Genomic DNA, 26,844 nt, shown 5'->3' with positions numbered 1-26,844 from the left:
TGCACGTACATGACCCGCGAGCAATCTCGAAGGGACACACCCGCATGCGTACCCGCCCCCCACAACCGCGTTCTCGCAGACTGCCCCTGACGGTGGCCGCGACGGCCGCCCTGGCCGTCGCCGGTGCTCTCGTCCTGCCGCAGCCCGCAGGAGCCGCCGAGACGTCACCGGTCGGTTTCGGCGCCGGAACCACCGGCGGCGGAAGCGCGACCGCCGTCACCGTCACCACGCTCGACGCCTTCAAGACGTCCGTCACCGGCGACACGGCCAAGGTGGTCCGGGTCAACGGCCTGATCACGCTGAGCGGTCAGGTCGACATCGGCTCCAACACCACCGTCCTGGGCGTCGGTTCGTCGTCCGGGTTCACCGGCGGCGGACTGCGCATCAAGGAGGAGACCAACGTCGTCGTCCGCAACCTGAACATCAGCAAGCCCCTGGCGCCCGCCGACGGGATCACCGTCCAGAAGTCCACGAAGGTGTGGATCGACCACAACTCCTTCTCGGCGGACCGGGACCACGACAAGGACTACTACGACGGTCTGCTGGACATCAATCACGGCTCGGACCACGTCACCGTGTCCTGGAACACCTTCAAGGACCACTTCAAGGGCTCACTCGTCGGGCACAGCGACAACAACGCCTCCGAGGACACCGGCCATCTGCGGGTGACGTACCACCACAACCACTTCAGCAACGTCTACTCGCGCATCCCCAGCCTGCGCTTCGGCACCGGCCACTTCTACGACAACTACGTCGAGGGCGCCGACACCGCCGTGCACTCACGCATGGGCGCCCAGATGCTCGTCGAGAACAACGTCTTCCGCACGACGAAGATCGCGGTGACGACGAACCGCAGCAGCGACGTGGACGGCTACGCCAACCTGCGCGGCAACGACCTCGGCGATGCCGTCACCGAGATCTCGCAGGTGGGCACCTTTACCGCCCCGCCCTACAGCTACACCGCCGAGCCCGCCTCGACCGTCGTCGCCTCGGTGACGTCCGGCGCGGGTGCCGGAAAGCTCTGACCACCCCCACCAGCAGGAAGAAGGAATCGGGACATGACTTCTTCGTTACGTACCCGCGCCACCCGGCGCGCACTGACCGGCGCCCTGGCCGCACTCGGGCTCTCGGTTGGCATGATCATGATGGATGGCGCGGTGTCGCCGGCGAGCGCCGCCACCTGGCCGACCGCGAGCGGCAGCCAGGCGGTCTCCGCCACCATCTCGCTGTCCGGCACCAAGGACTACGGGATGCTGCGCCTGTACGGCACCGGTGATCTGGGCAGTGGCAGCCAGGACGAGGATCAGGGGCCGATCCTGCAACTGGCCGCCGGCACCGTCCTCAAGAACGTCATCATCGGCGCCCCGGCCGCGGACGGCATCCACTGCCTGGGCAGCTGCACGCTGCAGAACGTCTGGTGGGAGGACGTCGGCGAGGACGCGGCGACGTTCCGGGGCTCCTCGTCGTCCAACGTGTACGCCGTCTCCGGCGGTGGCGCGAAGGAAGCCAGCGACAAGGTGTTCCAGTTCAACGGCGCCGGAACCCTGAACGTCTCGAACTTCGCGGTGAAGAACTTCGGTACCTTCATCCGCTCGTGCGGCAACTGCTCCACGCAGTACAAGCGGACGATCAACCTCAACACCATCGAGGTGACCTGGAAGGGCAGCCGCCTCGTCGGTATCAACACCAACTACGGCGACAGCGCGACCCTGAGGGGCATCAAGATCGTCGGGGACACCAGCAAGAAGGTCGTCCCCTGCCAGAAGTACATCGGCAACAACACGGGTGCGGAGCCGACCACCAACGGCACCGGCCCCGACAGCACGTACTGCAAGTACGCCACGTCCGACATCACCTACAGCTGACCCACCGCTGTTCGCGGTGCCGGGGGAGGCTCCGGCACCGCGAACGGCCAAGACTCGCCGGGGTGTCAACTCCAGCTTCGGAACGGCTCGTCGACCATCTGGAACACCGGCTCCCGGCGCACCGGATCCTGTGCGGTGGCGAGTCTGACCCGGTCTCCGCTGTGGATACCGACGAGCGGGCCCATGACCCTGCCGCGAACGGTGAATCCCTCCGCCATCTCGACGAGGGAGACGTTGCGCGCCGCCGGGGTGTTGCGATGGATCACGGTCGAGTGGCGCACGATGCCCGTGCCCGCGCTCGCTTCGGTCCGCAGATCGCTGCCCGCGCAGACCGGGCAGAGGAGCCGTTGGTACATCGCGGTGCCGCACCACTGGCAACGCTGGAAGAGGAGGGTGTCCGGGGCCGAGGTCCCGGCCGAAGTCCCGTCCGTCGCGGGGCCGACACCTGGATGAAGGGCGATTCCTGGGTGGTACACGATGTCATCTCCCTGCGCTCCGCCGGAATCTGATGTGCTCGGATCGCCGTGCACGAGCCACAGGGTATGGCACTGAGTGCCACTTGTGAAGGCACTCGGTACCCTCAGTGTCTCCGAATGTGTGGGCTCGAAGGTGAGGGGGAGGGGGTGCGTGGTCAGTCCCGCCCGAGAGTCGACTCGATTTCCCGGACGACGCGCCACATCGGCGCTCCCCGTCGGGAGATGACGACGACCACGTCCTCCTGGTCCTCGACCGCAGTGTCACCGGGCCGGTCGCCGAATGTTCCTCGCACGTAACCGAGCGCGTGGTCCACCGCGGCGGTCGCGTTGCCCTGTCCGTCCGAACGCAGCCAGGAGCGCAGGGCGTTGTTGTGTGCGGCGACCACGCCCGCCGCGATGACATCGGCCTGCAGGGTGCCGTCGCGCCGGCCGGCGAAACGTCCGCGCAGATACTCGGCGAGGGCTCGCTCGTACCGCCAGACGACCGACAGTTCGTACGCGCGCAGGCCGGGGACCTTCCGGGTGAGGCGGTAGCGCTGGACGGAGAACGTCGGGTTCTCGGCGTACATGCGCAGCACGAGCCGGGCCGCGTCGCAGACCCGCTGCACCGGATCGTCCTCGTCGGCACCCTCGCTGAGGAACGCCGTCATGTCGGCCAGGCAGCGCTCGTGGTCCGGGAAGACCACATCCTCCTTGGACGGGAAGTAGCGGAAGAAGGACCGCCGGCCGACTCCGGCGAGCGCCACGATGTCGTCGACCGTGGTCTGCTCGTAGCCGCGTTCCAGAAAGAGCTGGAAGGCTGCCGCGACCAGGGCGTCCCGCATGGGTGGCTTCACGGTCGTCGCGTCGGCGGCCTCGCGGCTCCGGGGTCCCTCGCTCATGGACGGGAACCTAGCACCGAGCGGGAGGAATGGCACTCAGTGCGCAGTGCTGAGGGGACTGAGTGCCTTGTGTGTGCGTGGTCTCCCGCTGGGCTGAAGTGGCTGGGCTGATGTGTGTGGGGGGGGGCGACCACCCCGCGGTGCATGCCGCCGTACAAGCCGTACGAGCCGTTCGTGCAAGCAGTAGACGCCGTTCGAGCGGCACGGATGCCGGTTCCGGATCACGTGATTCCCCATGTGTCTGAAATGCGATGACCTGTGAAGTCGCCGTGTATTCAGCGAGGTTGACAGCCTCCACGCGCTGATCGACTATGTGGTCGAGCTGTGGCCCATTTGACCAATGCGCCCAGTGATTCTTCGACCACTTACCCCCGGTTCGGCCCCCGGCTGCTTCGCCATGCCGTGCTGCCGTCGACCGGGTCCCGCAACATCAAGATGGGATCTGCATGTCCATAGCGAGACGTGTCACCCTCCGCTGCCTGCTGGGGACGGGCGCGGTGGTGCTCGCCCTCTCGGCATCGACGACCGGCGCCTGGGCCACCGGCACCCCCGGTGGCGACGGCTGGGAAAAGACCGGCGGCGACTACAAGCCCGGGAATGGCGCGGGAACGAAGACCGAAACCGATCGTTGCCAGTTCTCCCTGGACGGGACGAACTTCTACGACTCGGTCCGTGTCGACGACCAGACCTTGAAGCCCACCGACGACGGCAAGGTCCACATCAAGGTCCGTACCGCCGGTGACGCCTCCACCTGCACCGCCTCGCTCGCCTCGTACCGCGCGCACGGTGCCACCTTCAACACCTCCGGCGAGCAGGTCTTCCACGACTTCGACACGGTGACGGTCAAGCCGGGCGGCACGGACTCCCTGGACATCTCGGTGCCCGACGTCGGCTGCTACGCGCAGATCGACCTCTACCGTGGCGCCGTCAAGTTCGACGGCCTTTTCGATGCCAACGACGGCTTCGAGCACGGTGACCTGCCCAAGGGTCCGGACCGCCCGGTCATCAAGGACAAGCTGATCGCGGCGTGGAACGGCGGCACCAAGGACTGCACGGCGCAGCCGCCGACCACTCCGGAGACGCCTCCGGCCTCCTCGCCCCCGGCGTCGACTCCGCCCGCCTCGACGCCGCCCGCGTCGACGCCCGGCACCCCGACTCCGTCGGAGCCCGCCGAGTCGACGACGCCGGCGACTCCGTCGGAGTCCGAGTCGACCACGCCCGCCGCCCCGTCGCCCAACGGCGGTGGGTCCACTGCGCCCGGCGACCTCGCGGAGACCGGCGGCGGCAACACCCTGCCGATCGCCGCAGGCGCCGCGGCCCTCCTCGCGGCCGGCGCCGCGATCACCGTCGTCACCCGCCGCCGACGCGCCACGGGCACCCGCGCCTGACGCACGGCGTCCCTGGGCATCGACGGTTCTGAAAGGCCCTGGCACTCATTCAATACGTGAGTGTGAAAGGCCCCGGCACTCATTCAGTACGTGAGTGCCGGGGCCGCTCGCGTTCCCGAGCCGCCAGGAGGCGTGTCCTAAACTCCGCCCATGACGATCCCGACGGCCGCCCTCATCGAAGACCTGGCGCCCCAGGGCGTGTTGCGGGCGTCGATCAATCTGGGCAATCCGGTACTGGCCCAAGGCACCCCGACCGCGCCGGCCGGCGTGACCGTCGACATCGCGCGCGAGGTCGGTGCTCGGCTGGACGTGCCGGTGGAGCTCGTCTGCTTCGACGCGGCACGGAAGTCGTACGAGGCCCTGAAGACGGGCCGCGCCGACCTGTGCTTCCTGGCCATCGAGCCAGCACGGGAGGCCGAAGTCGCCTTCACCGCGCCGTACGTCGTGATCGAGGGCGTGTACGCCGTGCCCCGTCACTCGGACCTCACCACGGTCGCCGACGTCGACCGGGCGGGCGTACGCATCGGCGTGAAACGCGGGTCCGCCTACGACCTCTTCCTCTCCCGCACGCTGGAACACGCGAGCGTCGTGCGCGGTGAGGAGGGGGTCGACGCGTTCCGCGCCCAGGACCTCGAGGTCGCGGCCGGTATCCGTCAGCCGCTGGCCCAGTACGTCGCGGCACATCCCGAACTCAGGCTGATCGAGGGCCGGTTCATGCAGATCCGCCAAGCGGTGGGCACGACGGTGAACCGACGGCCCGAGACCGTCCAGTTCCTGCGCGACCTCGTCGAGGAGCTGAAGGCCGACGGCTTCATCGCGGACGCCCTGCGCCGCGCGCACCAGTCGGACTCTCTGGTCGCCCCGCCCGGATAGAGGGAGAGCCTACGGTCGGCGCGGAAGTGCCATGCCGCGGCGATCATTGCAATCCGGCGATGGTGAATCGTCCGGAACCGGCCACGACTGGTGGGCATGGAGCGCGAAACTCACCAAGGTCAGCAGAAGATCGATGTCCGAGTCGACCTCAAGACGTATCGTCACCCAGCGCGAACCGGGCACCATACGGACCGCGGTCACGTTCTTCAAATGGTCCTCGAAACGCAGGATGGCAGGGACCGTGAGGTGCAGGTCGACGTCCTGTTCCGAATGGAAGTGGACGATCTCGCCCTGCTCCGAGCACAGTGCCCGCCCCGTGCCGCAGCTCGGCAGGGCTTCGGCCAGGTCCGGCCAATTCGCCAGTCGCGTCATGGCGCGCAGGGCCAACGTCATGACGACATCATGACCCGCTTACCGTCCGTCCACCAGGATTTGGGCAACTCGTCACTGGTACGCATGGCCTGAATGTCTGGATACCGGATCGAAATTCGAGGCCCGGCACACCGCGCTGCATATGGGCCGACTCCGAGTGATTTCGAATGCTCCCTGAGTAACCGCGGATTGATTCACGCCATTTCAGAAGAAGACCGTGGTCATCCTGGACCTGAGTCGAACCGCTGCTGACCTGGGCCTGAGCGTTGGCGACTGTGGACAACTGCCTTTCAGATCCGGCGAGTTACCGCGATTTCCCGGCTGAGTGGCCGACTGCCGGTCGGGCTTCTGCTCGTAGAGCCCCCGCGTGCATGGCAGGGCCTACCAATGGTTGCTGAAACGACTTCAGGGTCGCCGCATGGCCGGTCTGCGGTGGTAGTTCGACTTCGTCCGCTCTGCCAACCGGGCCGCGCTCAGGGCCTGTCCAGCGGGTCTTGCCGGTGAGCACGGGGCGGCGGATGCGAGCCAGGACGCCTCCGGGTTGCCGGTGCCGACAACCCGGAGAACTCCCGTCATCGCAGGTCACAAGGCTTTCTTAGTCATCAAAGCACCCGCGGACGGTCACCCTTCCCTGACCCAACTTCAAATAGTGAGCACAAATTACACACATCCCTCTCTTCAGACCGGCCCCGATGGTCTAGATTGACCGTGCTTCACATGCTGGGACACGAGGCGACAAATCAGCATCTATGTGTCAGGCGCTGCGGACAGCCAGCCGCTGCGCCTCCACCCCCAGACGTGGGGGTGATCAATTCCTGGAGCCGAGAGGGTCCTTGGGTGCGGGATCACCCGAGGTTTCGACGGGTTCCCGCGCACCTCGAGGGTCTGGCGGGGCAGGCAAGTCCGCTGCCGCCAGGCCGGATTGATCGAGTGGCGCTGAAGTGGCCGCGATGGCGTGCGTGGGGGCCGGGGGGCTCCCGAGGGGAGGGACTGTGCGGGGGGCGGGGGCCTCCCGATGGGGAGCGACAGTGTTGGACGACGAAGTCGAACCACTGGGAACCGGGGGGTTCTGTGCGGCAGGGGGGAATAGTCGGCCCTTTTCCGTCGGCGCGCGAGCGTTTGGCGGACGGGGCGATCAGCCAGCCGGCGAAAGACTGGGAGCAGCGGTACCGCCGTACCGTGATCACCAGCGATACCGTGGCCACCGCCTGTGTGGTGGCCGCGATAGGCAACTTCTTCGGGGCCCGGGACGCGGCCAACTGGCACGAGAAATGGGTAATTCTCGCTTTCTGTACCGAACTGCTGGTACTGGGAGCGCTTGCGGTGAGCCGGTCGTGGGCTCCGGCGGTGCTGGGTCAGGGCGCCGAGGAGTTCCACCGGCTCGGACGCTCACTGTTCATGGCGGTCGTCGTGCTGGCGCTCGGCGGGATCGCCCTCACCTCGCGCAACATCAAGCTCTGGATCTTCGTCGCGATACCCGCGATCGCGCTCGTCACCATGACCGAGCGGTATCTGCTCCGCCTCTGGCTGCACAAACAGCGCAAGGAAGGGCAGTGCCTGAGACCGGTGCTCGCTGCCGGGAGCCCGGCCACCGTGCGCGATCTGATCAGCAGAACGCGCAAGTTGCCGCATCTCGGCTGGCGAGTGGACGCGGTGTGCACGACGGACGGTCTCGGGGTCGACGGTGACCAACTGGACGGAGTGCCGGTCGTCGGGCGACTGGCGGACGTAGCCGACCATGTCCGCCGCGACGGCTACCGTGTCGTCGCGGTCACACCGGACCCGCACTGGTCACCGGACCGGCTGCAACGGCTGGCCTGGAACCTCGAAGGCAGCGAGGCCGAGATGGTCGTGGCCCCCGTACTCATGGAGGTGGCCGGCCCGCGGCTGCACGTCGACGCGGTGCTCGGGATCCCGCTGCTGCGGGTCAGCATGCCGACCTTCACCGGGGGCCGCCGGGCGATCAAAGGGGTCGTCGACCGGATGGGCGCGGCGGTCCTGCTGATGCTGTTCGCGCCATTGATGGTGCTCGTCGGGCTGCTCGTGCTGGTGGACAGCCGGGGCGGGGCGTTCTACCGCCAGCGCAGGGTCGGCAAGAACGGCCGCGAGTTCACCATTCTCAAGTTCCGCACCATGGTCACCGGCGCTCACGGGGCACGTGCCGAGCTTGCCGCCCGCAACGATGGCGCAGGGCTGCTGTTCAAGCTCCGCCGGGATCCGCGGGTGACCCGGGTGGGAGCAGTACTGCGCCGGTACTCGATCGACGAGCTCCCGCAGCTTTTCAACGTGCTCACCGGATCGATGTCGCTCGTCGGTCCGCGGCCTCCGCTGCCGGAGGAGTCCGCCGCGTACGGCCCGGACATCCGGCGGCGTCTCCTGGTCAAGCCGGGGCTCACCGGCCTGTGGCAGATCAGCGGACGCAGCGACCTGTCGTGGGAGGAGGCGGTCCGGCTGGACCTGCGCTACGTGGAGGACTGGTCGCTCGCCCTGGACACAGTGATCTTGTGGAAGACGCTGCGTGCGGTGCTCTACGGGCAGGGGGCCTACTGATGGGCGGGAGTCTGCAACTCAACGGTCCCGCCGGCGCGCGGACCGCAGGCCCTCAGGGCCTGCCTGGGGGGAGGAACGGGTCATGAGAGTCAGCGTTTTCGGGCTCGGCTACGTGGGCTGCGTGTCGGCCGCGTGCCTGGCCAGCATGGGTCACGAGGTCATCGGGGTGGACGTCAACCAGGTGAAGGTCGACCTGGTCAACGACGGCAAGGCCCCGGTGGTCGAGGAGCGGATAGGGGAGCTCACCGCCGAGGTCGTGCGGACCGGAGCGCTGCGCGCCACCGGCGACGTCCGTGAGGCGATCATGGACAGCGAGATATCCCTGGTCTGCGTGGGCACGCCGTCGGAGCCCAACGGCAGCCTGTGCACCACGTACTTGGAGCGGGTCACCGAGCAGATCGGCGCCGCGCTGGCCGAGCGGGGTGGGCGGCACACCGTCGTGTTCCGCAGCACCATGCTCCCGGGCACCTGCCTGAACCTGCTGGTACCGATCCTGGAGAAGTACGTCGGCGGCACCGCCGGGGTGGACATCGGGGTCGCGGTCAACCCGGAGTTCCTGCGCGAGGGCACGAGCGTGCGGGACTTCTTCGACCCGCCGAAGACCGTCATCGGCGAGCTCGACCCGGCAAGCGGCGACGCGGTGATGGCGCTGTACGACGGCGTGCCCGGCGAGGTGTTCCGGGTGCCGGTCCCGACGGCCGAGGCGATCAAGTACGCGGACAACGCGTTCCACGGCCTCAAGATCGGCTTCGCGAACGAGCTGGGCGCGGTGTGCCAGGCGCTCGGGGTGGACTCGCACCAGGTGATGGACGTGTTCCTGGCCGACCACAAGCTCAACATCAGCTCCGCCTATCTGCGGCCCGGCTTCGCCTTCGGTGGCTCCTGCCTCCCCAAGGACCTGCGCAGCCTGGTCCACGCGGCGCACCGGGCCGACGTCTCGGTGCCCATCCTCGCCCACGTGCTGCCCTCCAACTCCGACCATCTGCAGCGCGCGGTGGACCTGGTCGAGCGCACCGGCAAGCGCCGGGTGGGCCTGTTCGGGTTGTCCTTCAAACCCGGCACCGACGATCTCCGCGAGAGCCCACTCGTCGAGCTGGCCGAGAGGCTCTTCGGCAAGGGGTACGACCTGCGGATCTACGACGCCAACGTGAGCCTCTCCCGACTGATCGGCGCGAACCGCGAGTACATCGAGACCCGGCTGCCGCACCTCGGGCAGCTGCTCGCGGACTCCGTCGGTGAGGTGCTCGAACACTCCGAGGTATGCCTGGTCGGGACCAGGGATCCGGGCGTGCTGTCCGCGCTGCCCCATGGCGAAGGACCGGTGCTGATCGACCTCATCCACCTTCCCGACGCCGAGGCGCGCCGGGCCGAACCGGGGTACGTGGGCCTTGCTTGGTGACAGATCCTTCGAAGACACAGCCGGCGGCGACCGGCCGGACCGGCGCGCGCTGATCCTGGTGGAGAACCTGTCGGTGCCGTTCGACCGGCGGGTGTGGCAGGAGTGCACGACGCTGCGCGACGCGGGCTGGGAGGTGCACGTCATCTGCCCCCGGGGGAGCAAGCGGGACACCGAGCTGGAGGCGGAGATCGACGGGGTGCGGATCCACCGCTACCCGTTGCGTGCGGCCACCGGCGGTCCTGCCGGCTATCTGCGGGAGTACGGATCGGCGTTGTGGCACACGATCCGGCTGGCCCGCAAGGTCGGCCCGGTCGATGTGGTCCACGCCTGCAACCCGCCCGACCTGCTGTTCCTGCCTGCACTGTGGCTGAAGCGGCGCGGCGCGCGGTTCGTCTTCGACCAGCACGACCTGGTACCCGAGCTGTACCTCTCCCGGTTCGACCGCGGCGAGGACCTGCTGTACCGCGCCGTGTGCGCGCTGGAACGGCGGACCTACCGGGCCGCGGACATCGTGCTCGCCACGAACGAGAGCTACCGGGACGTCGCGCTGCGCCGTGGCGGCCGGCGGCCGGAGGACGTCTTCGTGGTGCGCAGCGCGCCCCAGACCGACCGGTTCCAACCGGTGCCGCCCGAGCCGGAGTTGAAGCGCGGCAAGCCTCATCTGCTCTGCTACCTCGGCGTCATGGGCCCGCAGGACGGCGTCGACTACGCCCTGCGCGCCCTCGCGAAGCTGCGCGACGAGTTCGGGCGGACCGACTGGCATGCGGTGTTCGTCGGCTCCGGCGACGCCTTCGACGCGATGGTGGAGCTGTCCCGGCAGCTCGGGCTCTCCGAACAGGTGCAGTTCACCGGGCGCATCCCGGACGCCGACCTGGTGCGCTACCTGTCCACCGCGGACGTGTGCCTTTCCCCCGACCCGCGCAATCCGCTCAACGACGTGTCGACCATGAACAAGGTCCTGGAGTACATGGCGATGGGCCGGCCCATCGTCTCGTTCGACCTCCGGGAGGCGCGCGTCTCCGCCGGTGACGCCGCCCTCTACGCGCCCGCCAACGACGAGGCCGAATTCGCCAAGCTCATCACGCTGCTCCTCGACGATCCGGAGAAGCGGGCCCGGATGGGCAGGATCGGCCAGGAGCGGATCAGCGGAGAGCTCTCCTGGCGGAACTCGCAAGCGTCGCTGCTCGCCGCCTATGCCGCTGCGTGCCGTGACCACACTCCGGTGTCGCGGGCGACCCGGTCAGCACAGGGAAGAGGCAGCACCATTGAGCGATGACACGATCCGCCTGGTCACGATCGGACGGATTCTCCGCCGACGGTGGCGGCTGCTCGCCGCCCTCGCCGTGGTGGGCGCACTGGTCGGCTACGGCGCCTCGGTGGTGTTCCCGCCGCAGTACACGACGTCGGCATCGGTACTGCTGCCGGGGCAGTGGGAAGAGCGCGAGCTGCTGACCCAGGTGGACATCGCGACCAGTTCGACCGTGGTCGACCGCGCGGCCTCCGCTCTCGAGTGGAGCGGAGTCAGCGGCACCGAGCTGCAGGACCAAGTGAGCGCCAAGGCCGCCGACGGGAACATCATCAAGATCTCAGGTACGGCCGACACCCCGGAGCGCGCACAGCAGCTCTCCGACCGGATGGCCCAGCAATTCGTCAAATTCGCCGCGCAGATCGCAGGCGGCAGCACCGACCCCGACGCGGCCACCGGGACCGAGGCGCTGCGGCAGACGGTGGCGGAGACCAACCGCCGCATCACCGACCTGGCCGATGCGGCCGATCCGGGGCAGACCGTGGAGAGCGTGCAGGCCCGCACCGAGCTCGAGAAGCTGCGCACCTCGCTGGAAGAGGCCATGACGAAGCTGGACGAGGCCGACCTGGCGACCAACAAGGCCGGAATGGTCGTCATGGGGTCGGCGGCCCGGCCGACAGGCGAGGCGCCGCCGACGAGGATGCAGCTCATCGTCGCCGGGGCGCTGCTGTTCTTCCTGTTCGCGGTCATCGGCCATCTCGTCGCAGCACGGGTGAATCGCCGACTGCGCACCGAGCCGGAGATCGCCGCGGCGCTGGGCTCGGCGCTGCTCGGCACCGTCGACGTACCGGGTGAACCGCCCACGCACAAGCCGGAAGACCGTGGCCAACGGGCCCGGCTCCGCCGACTCCTCGGCGTCGACACCCGGTGGGACATACCAACCCCGCTGCGGTCCGGCGACGAGGCCGGCAGGCGGATCCGCTACCGGCGGGTGTGCGCTCGCCTCCGGGACCAGTTCCCGGCCCCCCGACGTCTGCTGGTTGTCGTACCGGACGGCGACGAGATCGCCCTCCGGGCCGCCGGGCAGCTCGTCGCCGAGGCCAAGGGCGATCCGCTGCTGCGGGTGGTGGAGGTTTCGGTGGACCGGCCGATGGTGCCGGACCGCGACACCGAGTCCGGTGCCCTGGTCGTGCTCAGCGCGGGCAGCTGGACCGCTGAGGAGCTCGCCGGAATCGCCGAGGCGTGTGCGGACGGCAGACATGAGGTCGTCGGCATCGTCGTCGCCGGCGCGGTCAGCGCCGGTCCGACGCGATCTGCCGGCCATCCTCCGGACGACGCCACTGCGGCGCTCTCGGTTCGCGGCAACGCGACGGGAGGTTCACTGTGACGACGAGCACGACTTCGGAGTCGTCGGCAGCCACTCCGCTCTTCGACCTGCAGGGACTGGTGGTGTCGGTGCGCAGGCGCCGCCGCCTCTGGTGCTCTCTGGCGCTCCTGGGGCTGCTGATCGGCGCGGCCGTGGCGGTCCTGCGGCCCCCGCCGCCGACAGCGGTGACCAAGGTCCTGGTCGCGCATGAGGACGATCAGCCGAACGACACCGGAACGCTGATGCGCACCGACGTCGCGCTGCTGGGGACCACGCGGATCGCCGACAAGGCCCTGCAGGCCCTCAAGTCCCCGGAAAAACCGGAAGACTTCATGCGGGATTACCGGGGGACCGGCCTGACCAACAACCTGCTGCAGATCGACGTGACAGGTGACAGCGACGCGGAAGCGGTGGCCAGGGCCAAGGCGCTGGCCGACGCGTTCGTCGTGGACCATGTGAGCCGGATGCAGGAAGCGGCGAAGGCCGAGGCCAAGGCCCTCGCCGACCAGCGTGACCGCATGCGGGTCGAACTCGCCCAGGTCAACAGGGAGATCGGGGACGGATCGCCGGAGAGCGACCCGAAGTCGTCGGCGAGCATCGAGTCGCTCTTCGCCCGCCGGGCGGAGCTCAACTCGCGGATCGCCGATTACGACCAGCGCGCCGAGGAGGCGCGCACCGGCACGCCCAAGGTCATCGCCGGCACGCAGATCGTGGACGCACCGCGCGCGGTGAAGCACTCCCTGCCCAAGGCCGCTGCCACCAACGCCGCGATCGGATTCGTCCTTGGACTCGTCCTCGGACTCGCGGTGGCCGCGGTCGGCACGGTGGTGGCGGACCGCCCCGTGCTGCGCCGGGACATCGCGGCGAACCTGGGCGCCTCGGTCATCGCGGAGCTGCCCCGCCGGTCGGGCAGGCTGTGGCGGCGCCGACGGACCCGGGCGGCACGCGAACGCCTCACCGCGACCCTGGCCCGTACCGTGCGCGGCTCCGCGGAACCGGTGTCGCTGCTGGAACTGGGCTGTGCGCGCAACACAAGCAGGATCGCCATGGACCTCGCCAGGGCACTGGCGGCGGAGGGGCCGGTGGTCGTCATCGACGGGCTGCCCGGCCTGCAACTCGGGGGCCGCCGCCCGAAGCCAGGAGACCCGACCGTGGTCACCGGCGCGCGTGCCGCTGACCTGTCGCACGAGGAGCGCCGATTCGGTGTCGGCTCGGTGGCGCCCGGCACGGCGTGGACCGCCCTCCAGGACCTCGGTACGCAGACCGTGCTCGTCGTGCGTGCCGGGCACGGCAGCGCCGCATGGCTGCACACCGTGGCGCGGCAGCTCGCGGACCTGCTCATTCCGGTGATCGGTGTGGTGCTGATCGACCCCGATCCGCGGGACCGGACCGACGGCACCCTGTGGGACGGGCTGCACACCGCACTGCGCGGCCACAACGAGCGGTTGGCCCGGGAGAACGCGACGGGCCGGCCGCGGACGGAGCGGCCGTCGTGGGCACGAGTCCCGGACATCGACCAGGAGGCGCAGTAAGACATGTGTGGCATCACAGGCGCGTACCACTGGCCTGACGGGAAGGTCGTGACCGACCGGCTCACCGAAACCCTCGCCCACCGCGGTCCGGACGGGGCGGGCCGGTACAGCCACTCCGCCGGTGACGGCGAAGTGCACCTCGGGCACCGCCGGCTGGCCATCATCGACCTGTCCGAGACCGGCGCCCAGCCGATGGTCTCCGACGGCCTCGTCCTGACGTACAACGGCGAGCTGTACAACGCTCCAGAGCTGCGGGCCGAGTTGGCAGCCGCAGGGGTGCGCTTCCGCGGTACCTCCGACACCGAGGTGCTCCTCGAGGCCTGGCGGCGCTGGGGCACGGACTGCCTGCCCCGGCTGCGCGGCATGTTCGCGTTCGGGATCTTCGACGAGCGAACCGGTGAACTGGTGCTCGCCCGCGACCAGTTGGGCATCAAGCCGCTGTTCCTGCTCCGGCGCGGCGAGGGTCTGGTGTTCGCCTCCGAGCTCAAGGCGCTCGCCGCCGTGACCGGCGGGTCGCTGGAGGTGGACCAAGCGGCGCTGGTGGCCTCGCTGTTGTACTACTGGGTGCCGGACTCGCGCTGCGCGTTCCGCGAGGCGGAGAAGCTCCCGCCGGGGAGCTGGCTCCGGTGCCGGCCCGACGGCCGGGTGGAGCGCGGCCAGTACTGGAACCTGAGGGATGTCGCCGCCGAGGGCAGGGAGCGGGCCCGGGACGGCGAGCAGCCGGACCTGGCCGCCATCGTCGAGGAGTCGACCCGGCGCCATCTGCTCTCCGACGTACCCGTGGCGACCTTCCTCTCCGGCGGTCTGGACTCCAGTTATCTGACCGCACTCGCGGCCCGCGACCGACCCGGGATCTCCGCCTACACCATCGGATTCCGCGCCGAGGACGCAAAGTTCGAGGCCATGCCGGACGACCTGCGCTATGCCCGGCAGGTGGCCGAACAGTTCGGCGTCGACCTGCATGAGATCGAGATCGCTCCGAATGTGCTCGACCTGCTGCCGCAGATGACGTACCACCTGGACGAGCCGATCGGCGACCCCGCCGCGATCAACACATTCCTGATCTGCCAGGCCGCCCGGGAGGCCGGGGTCAAGGTGATGCTCTCGGGGATGGGTGCCGACGAGCTGTTCGCCGGGTACCGCAAGCACCTGGCCAACCTGCTCGCCCTGCGCTACCAGCGCATCCCGCGGCCTCTGCGGCGCGGCTTGTCCGCGGGCGTGGACCGGCTGCCGGTCGCCACGGCCCGCCGCGGGTACCGGTCGGTGCGCTTCGCGAAGCGGTTCCTCTCCTTCGCCGACCTGCCGGAGGAGACCGCGTTCCGGCGCAGCTACACCATGTACGACCAGGACGAGCTGCTCGCCCTGGTCAATCCGGACCTGGCCGGGACGGTCGAGGACGTGCTGACCGAGCACGCGGACATCTACCAGGACAACGACCTCGACGACTTCGTGAACCGCATGTGCCTGGGCGACGCCCGGATGTTCCTGCCTGGCCTGAACCTCGCCTACACGGACCGCTCCAGCATGGCCGCCTCGACCGAGGTGCGGGTGCCGTACGTGGACGTCGAGGTGGTCAAGGCGGCGTTCACCGTGCCCGGCGATCGCAAGATCGTCGGGCGGCAGGGCAAGGCCGTCCTCAAGGAGGCGGCCACCTCGATCCTGCCGCGGGAGATCGTGTACCGGCCCAAGGGCCTGTTCAGCGCGCCGTTGCGCGCCTGGATGAGCCGGGATCTGGCACCGCTGGTGCGCGAAGTGGTCAACGACGGCGTGCTCGTCAACTCCGGGATCCTGCGCCGCGACGCGCTGGCGCGCATGGTCGCCGAGGACGCCGCCGGGCAGCGGGACTTCTCCAAGCATCTGTGGCATGTGCTGACGCTCGAGTACTGGTACCGCGACGCGACCTCCGGGTCCGGACAGAGCACTCGCTCGGCGGCGTAGAAGACGGCGAAGACGGCGAAGACGGCTGAGAAACAAGGGGACTTCGAGTGAAGCAGGTCGTACAGAACTACAAGAGCGGCGAGCTGGCGGTGCTCGACGTTCCGGTACCGGGGTGCAAGCCGGGCGGTGTCCTTGTCCGCACCGCCTACTCGCTGATATCCACCGGGACCGAGCTCATGAAGGTGTCCGAGGCCGGCATGTCGATGCTGGGCAAGGCCCGCTCCCGGCCGGACCAGGTGGCCAAGGTCATGCAGAGCGTGGCCACCAACGGGGTGCCCGCCACCTACCGCAAGGTGATGGGCAAGCTCGACTCCTACACGCCGCTGGGCTACTCGCTGTGCGGGGTGGTCGAGCAGGTCGGCACCGGGATCGACGACGTGAAGGTCGGCGACCTCGTGGCCTGCGCCGGCAACGAGCACGCGCTGCACGCCGAGCTGAACTGGGTGCCGAAGAACCTCTACACCCCGGTTCCGGACGGCCTCGCGCCGCGGCACGCGGCCTTCGGCACCGTCGGGTCGATCGCGATGCAGGGTGTGCGCCAGGGCGAGCCGCAGCTCGGCGAGGTGGCCCTTGTCATCGGCCTCGGTCTGATCGGGCAGCTGGTGGTGCAGCTCCTCGCCGCCGCGGGGGTCCGCGTCGTCGGCGTCGACCCCGACCCGGTGCGCTGCGAGCTCGCCGAGCGCCTGGGCGCCGCGGCCTGCGGCGATCCCGCGTCCGCGGCCGTCGAGGCCGCCGTCGCCGAACTCACCGACGGTCACGGCGTGGACCAGGTGTATCTGGCCGCCGGCGGGGGCAGCAACCAGCCCGTCGAGCTGGCCGCCCGGCTCTGCCGGGACCGCGGCCGGGTCGTCGACATCGGCAAGTGCCGCCTGGACCTGCCGTGGAACGCGTACTACGAGAAAGAGCTCGACGTCCGGTTCTCGCGCTCGTACGGCCCCGGGCGCTACGACCCGGCGTACGAGCTCGAGGGGCGGGACTACCCGATCGGCTATGTGCGCTGGACCGAGCGCCGCAACCTGGCGTGCTTCCTCGATCTCCTCGCCCGCGGCAGCGTCGACGTGGAGCCCCTGGTCTCCCACGTCGCCGACTTCGACGACGCCGTCGAGACGTACCAGCGCCTGAAGGACGGCGAGTTGAAGGCCGTGGCCGTGCTGTTCCGGTACCCCGAACATACGGGGGAGGCGGAGGCTCCGGTGGTGGCCGTGCCCGCGGTGAACGTGAAGCCGAATCCGACCCGGGCCGCCAAGACGCCCGTACGGCTCGCGTTCGTCGGCGCGGGAAACTACGCGACGTCGATGCTGCTGCCGCACCTGGCACAGCGCGAAGGTGTCGAGTTGTCGACCGTCGTCACCACGACGGCACTGTCCGCGGCCAACGCACAGCGGAAGTTCGGCTTCGCCGAGGCGACCACCGACCTCGACGCCGTACTCGGCGACAAGTCCATCGACGCGGTGTTCGTGGTCACCCGGCACAGCTCGCACGCCGAACTGACCCGGCAGGCCCTCCTGGCCGGCAAGACGGTGTTCGTGGAGAAGCCCCTGGCTCTCACCGAGGACGAGCTGGCCGGAGTGCTCGCGGCGGTGGAGGAGTCCGGCAACGACCGGCTGCAGGTGGGCTTCAACCGCCGGTTCGCGCCGCTGCTCCAGGAGGCGAAGAAGCGGTTCGGCGCCCGGACCGGTCCGGCGAGTCTCCGCTACCTGGTCAACGCGGGCCTCCTCGGGCACGGCAGCTGGTACCTCCAACAAGGCACGGAGGGCTCGCGGTTCGCCGGCGAGGGCGGACACTTCATCGACACGGCGAGCTGGCTGCTCGAGGCCGACCCGGTCTCGGTGTACGCGGTAGCCACGGCCGGCAACGAGGACCTGCAGGTCGTGCTGCGCTACCCGGACGGGTCCACCGCCACCATCAGTTACGTCACCACCGGCGCGGCGAGCTTCCCCAAGGAGACGCTGGACCTGGTCGCGGACGGCAAGGTGCTGCGGCTCGACGACTTCGTCCGCGCCAGTGTGTACGGCCGCAAGCGGTGGGTCAGTTCGCGGCTGCCCAAGACCCGGGACAAGGGCCAGAACGCCGAACTGGCCGCGTTCATCAAGGCGGTGCGGACCGGCGGGCCGATGCCGGTGCCGCTGGAGTCGCTGGTCGCCACCACGGCGGCCACCCTCGCCGTGCAGACAGGCCTGGTCGGCGGCGCGCCGGTGACGCTGGCGAGGGCACGATGACCATGAGCGTGGGCTGGTACCTGCGGCGGCTGTCCCGGATGGGACCGCGGGAGGTCGGCGGCCGGGCGGGCGACGCGGTGCGCAGGCGGCGGTGGCGGTCGGCGCGGCCGGACTGCCCGAGTGTGCCCGTCGCCCGGTTCACCGCGGTGCTGCCCACCGGGACGATCGCCGCGATACCTCCGGACGCCGCCAAACGTCTCATCGCCGAGGCGGACCGGCTGATGTACGGGCACGTCGAGTACTTCGGGGTGGTCCGCGACGACCTGACCGACCCGGACTGGTGGTACGACCCGAAGACCGGGCGCCGGGCTCCGTGGGGCTACGCCTTCGACGTGCCGTACCGGAACGAGGACGCGGTCGGGGACATCAAGCAGATCTGGGAACTGTCCCGGCACCAGTACCTCACCGTGCTCGCCGCCGCCTACGCGATCACCGGGAACGAGCGGTACGCCGAGCGAGTTGCCGAGCATTTGCGGTCGTGGTGGGCGGCCAACCCACCGCTGCGCGGCGTGCACTGGATCAGCGGCATCGAGCTGGGCATCCGGCTGCTGTCCTGGGTGTGGATCCGCCGGCTGCTCGACGGCTGGCCGGGCGCGGCCGGGCTGTTCGAGGACAATACGGTGGCGCTGAACCAGATCTGGCACCACCAGCGCTGGCTGGCCGCCTTCCCCAGCCGGGGCTCTTCGGCGAACAACCACATCATCGCCGAGGCCGCCGGGCAGTTCGCGGGGGCCTGCGCGTTCGACTGGTTCCCCTCCTCGACGCGCTGGCGAGCCGACGCGCTGCGGTCCCTGGAGCGGCAGCTGCGCGGCAACACCTTCGCCTCCGGCCTCAACCGCGAGCTGGCCACCGAGTATCACGGCCTGGTGCTGGAGCTCGGCCTGGCCGCGGTGGCCGAGGCGGATGCCGCCGACGTGCCGGTCCCCGCGTCGATCCGGCTGGTGCTGCTGCGGATGACCGACGCGCTCGCGGCCATCGTGGACAGCCGGCTACGGCCGCCGCGCCAGGGGGACGCGGACGACGGGCACGGCCTGGTCGTGGACGGCACGGGCACCGAGCGCTGGGCCTCGCTGCTGGCCACCGGGGACGCCGTCTTCGGCCGGCTCGCCTGGTGGCCGACGGTGACCGGCACCGATGTGCGCACCCCGCTCCTTGCCGCACTCATCCGGCCGTACGCGAAGGACGGAACCGTGACCCGCCCTTCCAGCCGCCCGGCCCACTTCGCCGACGCGGGGCTCACCATCCTGCGCGGTCCGGGAGAGATCTGGGCCCGCTGCGACGGTGGTCCGCACGGCTTCCTCTCCATCGCCGCGCATGCCCACGCGGACGCGCTGTCCGTGGAGGTCCGGCACGACGGGGTCGACGTGCTCGCCGACCCGGGGACGTACTGCTACCACGGGCAACCGGGTTGGCGGCAGTACTTCCGGTCGACCCTCGGCCACAACACCCTGCAACTGGACGGCAGTGACCAGTCCGTCTCCGGCGGCCCGTTCCTGTGGACGCGGCAAGCCCGCAGCCGCGTCCTGGCCGTGGATACGTCCGACGCCTCCGACGGTGGGACGGCCCGCTGGTCCGCCGAGCACGACGGTTACCAGCGCTCCGTGCACCGCCGCCGGGTGGAGCTGACAGCCGCGAGCCAGGAGCTGAGAGTGGTCGACGAGGTGCGCGGCCCGCGCCGGGCCGTGCAGTTGGCGTTCCACCTCGGCCCGGCGATCACCGCGGACCTGGCGGACAACCGGGCTCGGCTCACCTGGACCCGGGACGGTGAGGACCGCTCCGCGGTGCTCGACCTGCCCGGGCAGCTGTCCTGGCGGGCGCATCGCGGCGAGACCGCCCCGCCGCTGGGCTGGTACTCCGCCGGCTTCGGGCGAAAGGAACCCAGCACAACCCTGATCGGCACCGGCTTCACCGACGGCGCGGAAGGCTTCACCACCGTGCTCAGGTTCAGAGGCTAGGGGGGGCGAATGGGGATCAAGAGGCGGTACTGGGCGTTGGCGGCGGCACCGCTGGCGCTGGCCCTGTTGACGGCGACCGGCTGTGAGAGCACTTCGGGAACCAAGACGGATCCGAAGGCCGCGCCATCCACGTCCGCCACGTCCGCGGCCGGATCCGTGGCCGGGGTGTGCGCCAAGCCCGCGGCCGGGCCGGCGAAGGCGCCGGCGGGCGCGGTGACCGTCGACCCCGCGGTGGTCGGTGACCTGGCAGCGAAGACCAAGAGCAGCCCCCCGAACACCACGTTCTGGCTTCGACCGGGCAAGCACACGCTCGACCCGGACCGCTACGCCCAGGTCATCCCCAAGGAGGGGGACCGCTACCTCGGGGCACCGGGCGCGGTGCTGGACGGCCGGAAGAAGAACCAGTACGCGTTCGGCGGCAGCGCCCGCAACGTCACCATCCGCTACCTGACCGTGCAGGGTTTCGTGGCGCCGCCCGACGAGGGCGTGGTCAATCATGACTCGTCCGACGGATGGGTGATCGAGCACGCGACGATCCAGAACAACTCCGGCGCCGGGCTGATGGCCGGTGCCCGCCAGCAGGTCCGCGCCAGCTGCCTTCGCGACAACGGTCAGTACGGCATGAACGCGTACAAGGCCAACGGCCGCATCACCGGCCTGGTGGTCGAGGGCAACGAGATCGTGGGCAACAACACCGGCGACTGGGAGCGTCGGCGGGAGGGCTGCGGCTGCACGGGAGGCATCAAGTTCTGGGCCGTCAACGGCGCCGACATAAGCGGCAACTGGGTGCACGACAACCGCGGAACCGGGTTGTGGGCGGACACCAACAACAACGACTTCCGCATCGAGGACAACGTGCTCGAGGACAACGACGGTGCCGCGCTGATCTATGAGATCAGCTACAACGCGGTCATCCGGAACAACACGATCCGGCGGAACAACTGGGTCGAGGGCCGCAGGGAAGCCGACCGCGGCGACAACTTCCCGTACGGGACCGTCTATCTGTCCGAGTCGGGCGGCGAACCACGGGTCCCAGCCCGCACGGACAAGATCGAAATCTCCGGGAACGTGTTGGAGAACAACTGGTCCGGGATCACCCTGTGGGAGAACGCCGACCGGTTCTGCAACAGCCCGGCCAACACCTCTTCCGGTGACTGCACGTTGCTGGTGAAGAACACGAACCGCTGCGTGCAGCCGGCGATCGCCACCGCACCGCTCTACGCCGACTGCCGGTGGAAGACCCAGCGGGTGGACATCCACGACAACCGCTTCGTGCTGGACAAGTCCGTAGTCAAGTGCACGGTGATGTGCGACCGGATGGCGGTCCTCGCCAACTACGGCACCTATCCGGACTGGTCGCCGTACAAGGGCGAGCTGGTGGCTGAAACGATCACCACCAAGCAGCACAACCGCTGGCACGACAACGTCTACCTCGGACCATGGAAGTTCGTCGCCCAGGACCAGAGCCGGGTGTTCGACTTCGGCGAGTGGCAGGGCACGCCCTACCAGCAGGACGCGGGCAGCACCCTCGCCCAACGGGCCGGTGGTTGAGATGGGCGCGGACCTGCGGCGCCGTGGGCTGCCGGGCGGACCGGACACGGCGGGCACGCAGCCCGGCGCCGAACCGCGCCCGGCCGGCACGCCGAAGACCGTCGGGCTCGTCTGGGGGCTGCTGGTCCTCAACACGCTCGGCTCCGCCGGGGCGAAGACCATCGTCCCGCTGCCCCGCTCCCTCATCCAGATGGTCACCATGGGCGCGCTGGTCGCCGCGTTCGCGCTGGCGCTGGCGGTCAATCTCCGGCTGCGCTTCCGAGCCAGCGCCTTCCTGTTCCTGCTCACTCTGCTGCTGGTGCCGAGCGTGATCTCCAGCGTGGACCTGGAGTCCGGGTTCGGCGCGCTGTTCCGCTGCGCCCGGCTGGCGCTCTTCATCGGCACGCTGTGGCTGCTCAGCCGCTGGTGGGACGGCGGCCTGTCGTTCGTCCGGCATCACATCCGGATGTACTTCGCGGTGCTCGGGTCGGTGGCCGCGGGGCTGGTCATCTCACCGGGCGCGGCCCTGCCCGAGCTCTACGGCGGACGCCTCGTCGGCGCGTTGTGGCCGCTCACCCCGCCGCAGATCGGACAGTACGCCGCGGTGATCATCGGGCTCACCGTGCTGCTCGTCCTGGGGCGCCGGACCGACAGGGTCAGCGCGGCGGTGGTCATCGTGCCGTCGCTCGTCCTGCTCGCGCTGACCCACACCAGGACGGCCACGCTCGGCCTGCTGATCGGGCTGGTGTTGGCGATCGGCTCGCTCATCCTGACCAGCGCCGCCGCCCGCCGGTTCTTCTCCTGGACGGTGCTGTGCGCCACGGTGGCCGCGGTGGGGTTCAGTTCCGCGCTGCAGGCGTGGTTCCTGCGCGGGCAGACCCAGGAGAACTTCTCCAATCTCACCGGTCGGGCCAAGGTCTGGGACGCCCTGCTGGCAGCGCCCCGGACGGCCTCCGAGCAGCTGTTCGGCACGGGCTTGGGCGACAAGTCGTTCGGCGGGCTGCCGATCGACAACAGCTGGCTGGCCGTCTACCAGGAACAGGGCCTGACCGGTGCCGTCATCGTGGCGGCGATCATCGTTGTGCTGGGCGGCGTCGCACTGCTGCGGCCACCGTCGCTGCAGAGGGCCTGTGCGATCTTCCTGATCAGCTACTGCGCGATCGCGTCGTACACCGAGGCAGGCCTTGGCGACGCCTCGCCGTACCTGCTGCATCTGGCCTTGGCCGCTTCACTGCTGGCGGCACCTGCCGAGGCCACGTCGCTCCCGACGCCCGCAGTCCCTCGACGACGCGTCCCACGCTGGGCCCAGAGATCGGAGGTGACCTGACCATGCACGTCCTCGTGGTGCACAACTACTACGCCTCGGCACAGCCGAGCGGGGAGAACAAGGTCGTCGACCAAGAGGTCGAGTTGCTGCGCGCGGGCGGCCACCGGGTCGAGGTGTTCGAGCGGCGCAGCGACGACATCGCCGCCCTGTCCCTGCCGGGCAAGGTCGCGGTGCCGCTCCTTGTGCCGTGGAACCCGGGGGTCCGCGCGGAGCTGGCCGCCCGGCTGCGCGCCGAGCGGCCGGACGTGGTCCACGTCCACAACGTCTTCCCGCTCCTGTCGCCCGCGGTCCTGGCCGCCTGCGCCGACGCCGGTGTGCCCGCCGTCGCCACGCTGCACAACTACACCCAGGTCTGCCCGCCCGGCACGCTGCAGCGGAACGGCCGGCCGTGCACCGAGTGCGTCGGCTCTGCACCACTGCCCGCCGTCCGGCACGGCTGCTACCGCAACTCCCGGCTTGCGACGGTGCCGCTCGCGGTCAGCCTGTCGGTCAACCGGCGGCGGTGGTGGTCCGGTGTGGAGCGGTTCTTCTGTCTCACCGAGGCGCAGCGCGATGTCCTGGTGGGGGCCGGCATGCCGGCCGAGCGGCTGGCGGTGAAGCACAACTTCGTGCCGGACCCGGGCACTTGTCGAACGGGCCCCGGCGAGCATCTGCTCTACCTCGGCCGGCTCGCGGAGGCCAAGGGCGTGCGGCTGCTCATGGCCGCGTGGGACGAGATCGCCGCGAGCGGCGGTGTGGGCGTGCCGCTCGTGATCGCCGGCGCGGGGCCGCTGGAGCGGGAGGTGACCACCTGGGCGGCGGGCCGGGACGACGTGCGCTACGTCGGCCTGTACGACACGGCGGACTGCCAGAAGGCTCTCGCGCGGTCGGTCGCCGTGGTGGCTCCCTCGACGTGGCTGGAGGCGTTCGGCCTGGTGGTCGTGGAGGCCATGGCGGCCGGGGTCCCGGCAGTCGCCGCCGGTCACGGCGCCTTCGTCGAACTCGTCGAGGACGGGGTGACCGGGCTGCTGCACCGACCGGGCGAGCCCGCCTCGCTCGCGTCCTGCATACGCCGGATCGCGGCCGATCCGAACCGCAACCAGGAGATGGGCCAGGCGGCCCGGCGCCGCTACGAGCGGGACTTCAGCCCGGCCGTCGGCCTCGAGCGCCTGGTGGAGGAGTACCGCACCGCGATCGCGGGTCGGTCAGCACAGACTCGCGGTGGGGACACCCGAGCGAGCAGGGGGGATGGGGACAGAAGATGACACGATGCCGACTCTGCGGCTCGACGACGCTGGCGAGCGTCGTCGATCTGGGGGCGACCCCGCCGTGTGAGAGCTTTCTCGCCGCGGACCAACTGGACCAGCCGGAGCCGGCGTACCCGCTGCACCTGCGGGTCTGCACCGACTGCTGGCTGGCGCAGATCCCGCCGCTGATCACGCCGGAGGAGACGTTCAAGGAGTACGCGTACTTCTCCTCGTTCTCGACCTCCTGGGTGGAGCACGCGCGCACGTTCGTCGACGGCGCCGTACAGCGGCTGGATCTCGGCGCCGACGCCTTCGTGGTCGAGGTCGCGAGCAACGACGGCTACCTGCTGCGGCACGTGGTGGACCGGGGGATCCGCTGCCTGGGCATCGAGCCCTCGGTGAACGTCGGTGCCGCGGCGCGGGAGGCGGGTGTGCCCACCTTCACGGACTTCCTGAGCCCCGACACCGGCTCGGCCGTCCGCGCCGAACACGGCCCGGCGGACCTGGTCGTGGCCAACAACGTGTACGCGCACATCCCCGACGTGGTCGGGTTCACCCAGGGGCTGCGCGCCCTGGTCGCCGACGACGGCTGGGTCTCCATCGAGGTGCAGCACCTGCTGACCCTGATCGAGGACAACCAGTACGACACGATCTACCACGAGCACTTCCAGTACTACACGGTCGCGTCCGCGATCCGGGCCCTCGCCAGCGGCGGACTCGCGCTCGTGGACGTCGAGTTGCTGCCCACGCACGGCGGCTCCATCCGGCTGTGGGCCCGGCCTGCCGAGGTGGCCGGCGAGCCGTCGCAGCGGGTGGCCGACGTGCTGGACCGGGAGAAGGCCGCCGGACTGCAGGAGCTGTCCGGGTACACCGAGTTCTCCGCCCGGGTGGCCAAGGTGCGCCGGGACCTGCTGCGGTTCCTCATCGAGGCGGCCGAGCGCGGTGAGACGGTCGTCGGCTACGGCGCCCCGGGCAAGGGCAACACCCTGCTCAACCACTGCGGCATCCGGCCCGACCTGCTCGCGTACACGGTCGACCGCAACCCGTACAAGCACGGCAGGTTCACCCCCGGCACCCGCATCCCGATCCTGCCGCCCGAGCAGATAGCCGCCGACAAGCCGGACTACGTACTCGTCCTCCCGTGGAACCTGCGGGCCGAGCTGGTCGAGCAGCTGTCCTTCGTGCACGAGTGGGGCGGTCGGCTGGTCTTTCCGATCCCGGAACTGAGCATTGTCGAGGTCGCCTTGAAGGAGGTCACAGCATGAAGGTCGTTCTGTTCTGCGGCGGTTACGGGATGCGCATGCGCAACGGAACCTCCGACGACGTGCCCAAGCCGATGGCGATGGTCGGGCCGCGCCCGCTGATCTGGCACGTCATGCGCTACTACGCGCACTTCGGGCACACGGAGTTCATCCTGTGCCTCGGGTACGGGGCGCACCACATCAAGAACTTCTTCCTCAACTACGAGGAGACGGCGTCCAACGACTTCGTGCTGCGGGGCGGGCGGACCGAGTTGCTGTCCACCGACATCGCCGACTGGACGATCACGTTCGCGCAGACCGGCATCGAGTCACCGATCGGGGAGCGGCTGCGCCGGGTGCGGCACCACCTGGACGGCGACGAGATGTTCCTCGCCAACTACGCCGACGTGCTCACCGACGCCCCTCTGCCGGAGATGATCGACAGGTTCTCACTGCGCGACGCCGGTGCGTCGATGATGGTGGTGCCGCCGCAGTCCTCGTTCCACTGCGTGGAACTGGGCGAGGACGGCCTGGTGGGGGGCATCACCGCGGTGAGCGACATGCCGCTGTGGGAGAACGGGGGCTACTTCGTGCTCCGCCAGGAGGTCTTCGACCACATACCGGAGAACGGGGACCTGGTCGCCGACGGATGTGCCCAACTGGCCAAGCGCGGGCGGCTGGTGGCGCACCAGCACCGCGGCTTCTGGAAGCCGACCGACACCGTGAAGGAGCGAGCCGCGCTCGACGACGCCTACACCCGGGGCGAGCGCCCGTGGGCCGTGTGGGAACGGGACGGCGCGGGGGTGCGCGCGTGATCCGGCTCGGGGCCGGTCGTCTTGACCGGATCGTCGCGGTGGGCGCGCACTGCGACGACATCGCCATCGGCGCCGGCGGCACCCTGCTGACGCTGTGCCACGCGCGGCCGGGTGTCCGCGTCGACGCGCTGGTGCTCTCCGGCGGCGGCAGCGACCGCGAGGAGGAGGAGCGCGCCGCGCTCGCCGCCTTCTGCCCGGGTGCCGACCTGCGGCTGACCGTGCTGAAACTGCCGGACGGCCGGATGCCCGCGCACTGGGAGGAGGCCAAGGCCGCGGTCGAGGAACTGCGCGCGGCGACCGAGCCGGATCTGGTGCTCGCGCCGCGTACCGATGACGCGCACCAGGATCACCGCGGCCTGGCACAGCTGCTGCCCACCGCGTTCCGAGACCACCTCGTGCTCGGCTACGAGATCGTCAAGTGGGACGGCGATCTCGGCCGTATGGGGGCGTACCAGCCGCTGTCGCCGGAGATCGCCGAACAGAAGGTGCAACTGCTGCAGGAGCACTACCCCTCGCAGCGGCACCGGCCCTGGTACGACCGGGAGGCATTCCTCGGCCTTGCCCGGATCCGCGGCATCGAATGCCACGCGCGCTACGCCGAGGCGTTCGCCGTCACCAAACTCACTCTGAACCTGGGGGAATGAA

The 26,844-nt window shown here is 69.8% G+C and carries 21 protein-coding genes; 18 read left to right on the top strand and 3 right to left on the bottom strand.

Going from position 1 to position 26,844, the window contains the following annotated elements; translation table 11 throughout:
- Positions 1-44 precede the first annotated feature (44 nt).
- Both OG266_RS03270 and OG266_RS03265 read left to right on the top strand, forming a co-directional pair.
- On the top strand, positions 45-1,025 hold the full coding sequence (locus OG266_RS03270; protein WP_371542481.1) for a polysaccharide lyase family 1 protein: 981 nt from the start codon (positions 45-47) through the stop codon (positions 1,023-1,025).
- Between the two features lie 33 nt (positions 1,026-1,058).
- Positions 1,059-1,865, top strand: a complete 807-nt coding sequence (locus OG266_RS03265; RefSeq protein WP_371542478.1) for a pectate lyase — start codon at positions 1,059-1,061, stop codon at positions 1,863-1,865.
- 65 nt (positions 1,866-1,930) lie between these two features.
- On the opposite strand, the gene OG266_RS03260 is transcribed toward OG266_RS03265, so the two are convergent.
- Both OG266_RS03260 and OG266_RS03255 read right to left on the bottom strand, forming a co-directional pair.
- Complete coding sequence (locus OG266_RS03260) at positions 1,931-2,341, bottom strand: Zn-ribbon domain-containing OB-fold protein (protein WP_371542475.1); 411 nt, start codon at positions 2,339-2,341, stop codon at positions 1,931-1,933.
- 155 nt (positions 2,342-2,496) lie between these two features.
- Positions 2,497-3,165, bottom strand: coding sequence for a TetR family transcriptional regulator (locus OG266_RS03255; protein ID WP_329550013.1), 669 nt, complete (start codon positions 3,163-3,165; stop codon positions 2,497-2,499).
- 503 nt (positions 3,166-3,668) lie between these two features.
- Here OG266_RS03255 and OG266_RS03250 point away from each other — a divergent pair.
- Together OG266_RS03250 and OG266_RS03245 are read left to right on the top strand one after the other, a co-directional pair.
- The gene (locus OG266_RS03250; protein WP_371542472.1) at positions 3,669-4,610 is read left to right on the top strand and encodes an LAETG motif-containing sortase-dependent surface protein; all 942 of its coding nucleotides are present in this window, start codon (positions 3,669-3,671) and stop codon (positions 4,608-4,610) included.
- 150 nt (positions 4,611-4,760) lie between these two features.
- Entirely contained in the window at positions 4,761-5,483 is a 723-nt protein-coding gene (locus OG266_RS03245; RefSeq protein WP_371542469.1) for a transporter substrate-binding domain-containing protein, read from the top strand.
- Between the two features lie 9 nt (positions 5,484-5,492).
- On the opposite strand, the gene OG266_RS03240 is transcribed toward OG266_RS03245, so the two are convergent.
- Positions 5,493-5,876: a luciferase family protein gene (locus tag OG266_RS03240; RefSeq protein ID WP_266471628.1), complete on the bottom strand. Its 384-nt coding sequence runs from the start codon at positions 5,874-5,876 to the stop codon at positions 5,493-5,495.
- Positions 5,877-6,926: 1,050 nt separating this feature from the next.
- Between OG266_RS03240 and OG266_RS03235 the strand changes: the two genes are divergently transcribed.
- From OG266_RS03235 to OG266_RS03170, 14 genes are all read left to right on the top strand, one after another.
- A complete protein-coding gene (locus OG266_RS03235; RefSeq protein WP_266471625.1) occupies positions 6,927-8,405 on the top strand; it encodes a sugar transferase in 1,479 nt (492 codons plus the stop codon).
- Positions 8,406-8,487: 82 nt separating this feature from the next.
- The gene (locus OG266_RS03230) at positions 8,488-9,804 is read left to right on the top strand and encodes a nucleotide sugar dehydrogenase (RefSeq protein WP_371542465.1); all 1,317 of its coding nucleotides are present in this window, start codon (positions 8,488-8,490) and stop codon (positions 9,802-9,804) included.
- Positions 9,794-11,080, top strand: coding sequence for a glycosyltransferase family 4 protein (locus tag OG266_RS03225; protein ID WP_371542463.1), 1,287 nt, complete (start codon positions 9,794-9,796; stop codon positions 11,078-11,080). The genes OG266_RS03230 and OG266_RS03225 overlap by 11 nt, the downstream gene beginning before the upstream one ends.
- Positions 11,070-12,437, top strand: a complete 1,368-nt coding sequence (locus OG266_RS03220; RefSeq protein WP_371542460.1) for a Wzz/FepE/Etk N-terminal domain-containing protein — start codon at positions 11,070-11,072, stop codon at positions 12,435-12,437. Before OG266_RS03225 ends, OG266_RS03220 begins: the two co-directional genes overlap by 11 nt.
- Positions 12,434-13,948, top strand: coding sequence for a Wzz/FepE/Etk N-terminal domain-containing protein (locus tag OG266_RS03215; protein WP_371542457.1), 1,515 nt, complete (start codon positions 12,434-12,436; stop codon positions 13,946-13,948). The genes OG266_RS03220 and OG266_RS03215 overlap by 4 nt, the downstream gene beginning before the upstream one ends.
- A gap of 3 nt (positions 13,949-13,951) precedes the next feature.
- Positions 13,952-15,886 (top strand): asparagine synthase (glutamine-hydrolyzing), encoded by a 1,935-nt coding sequence (asnB, locus tag OG266_RS03210; protein ID WP_371542454.1) that lies wholly within the window; start codon positions 13,952-13,954, stop codon positions 15,884-15,886.
- 47 nt (positions 15,887-15,933) lie between these two features.
- Positions 15,934-18,105 (top strand): bi-domain-containing oxidoreductase, encoded by a 2,172-nt coding sequence (locus OG266_RS03205; RefSeq protein WP_371542451.1) that lies wholly within the window; start codon positions 15,934-15,936, stop codon positions 18,103-18,105.
- The gene (locus OG266_RS03200; RefSeq protein WP_371542448.1) at positions 18,102-20,060 is read left to right on the top strand and encodes an alginate lyase family protein; all 1,959 of its coding nucleotides are present in this window, start codon (positions 18,102-18,104) and stop codon (positions 20,058-20,060) included. Before OG266_RS03205 ends, OG266_RS03200 begins: the two co-directional genes overlap by 4 nt.
- A gap of 9 nt (positions 20,061-20,069) precedes the next feature.
- Positions 20,070-21,611: a right-handed parallel beta-helix repeat-containing protein gene (locus tag OG266_RS03195; RefSeq protein WP_266471601.1), complete on the top strand. Its 1,542-nt coding sequence runs from the start codon at positions 20,070-20,072 to the stop codon at positions 21,609-21,611.
- A gap of 1 nt (position 21,612) precedes the next feature.
- Positions 21,613-22,917, top strand: a complete 1,305-nt coding sequence (locus OG266_RS03190; RefSeq protein WP_371552631.1) for an O-antigen ligase domain-containing protein — start codon at positions 21,613-21,615, stop codon at positions 22,915-22,917.
- A 2-nt stretch (positions 22,918-22,919) separates the two neighbouring features.
- A complete protein-coding gene (locus OG266_RS03185) occupies positions 22,920-24,161 on the top strand; it encodes a glycosyltransferase (RefSeq protein ID WP_371542445.1) in 1,242 nt (413 codons plus the stop codon).
- On the top strand, positions 24,158-25,408 hold the full coding sequence (locus tag OG266_RS03180; protein WP_371542442.1) for a methyltransferase domain-containing protein: 1,251 nt from the start codon (positions 24,158-24,160) through the stop codon (positions 25,406-25,408). The genes OG266_RS03185 and OG266_RS03180 overlap by 4 nt, the downstream gene beginning before the upstream one ends.
- Complete coding sequence (locus OG266_RS03175; protein WP_266471591.1) at positions 25,405-26,199, top strand: glucose-1-phosphate cytidylyltransferase; 795 nt, start codon at positions 25,405-25,407, stop codon at positions 26,197-26,199. The genes OG266_RS03180 and OG266_RS03175 overlap by 4 nt, the downstream gene beginning before the upstream one ends.
- Positions 26,196-26,843, top strand: coding sequence for a PIG-L family deacetylase (locus tag OG266_RS03170; protein ID WP_326718578.1), 648 nt, complete (start codon positions 26,196-26,198; stop codon positions 26,841-26,843). Before OG266_RS03175 ends, OG266_RS03170 begins: the two co-directional genes overlap by 4 nt.
- The last annotated feature ends 1 nt before the right edge of the window (position 26,844 follow it).

The organism is Streptomyces sp. NBC_00554 (assembly GCF_041431135.1).
In the GTDB taxonomy this organism is placed as follows: domain Bacteria; phylum Actinomycetota; class Actinomycetes; order Streptomycetales; family Streptomycetaceae; genus Streptomyces.
The sequence above is the reverse complement of the archived record's forward strand: the minus strand, read 5'-3'. Positions and strand labels throughout refer to the sequence as shown.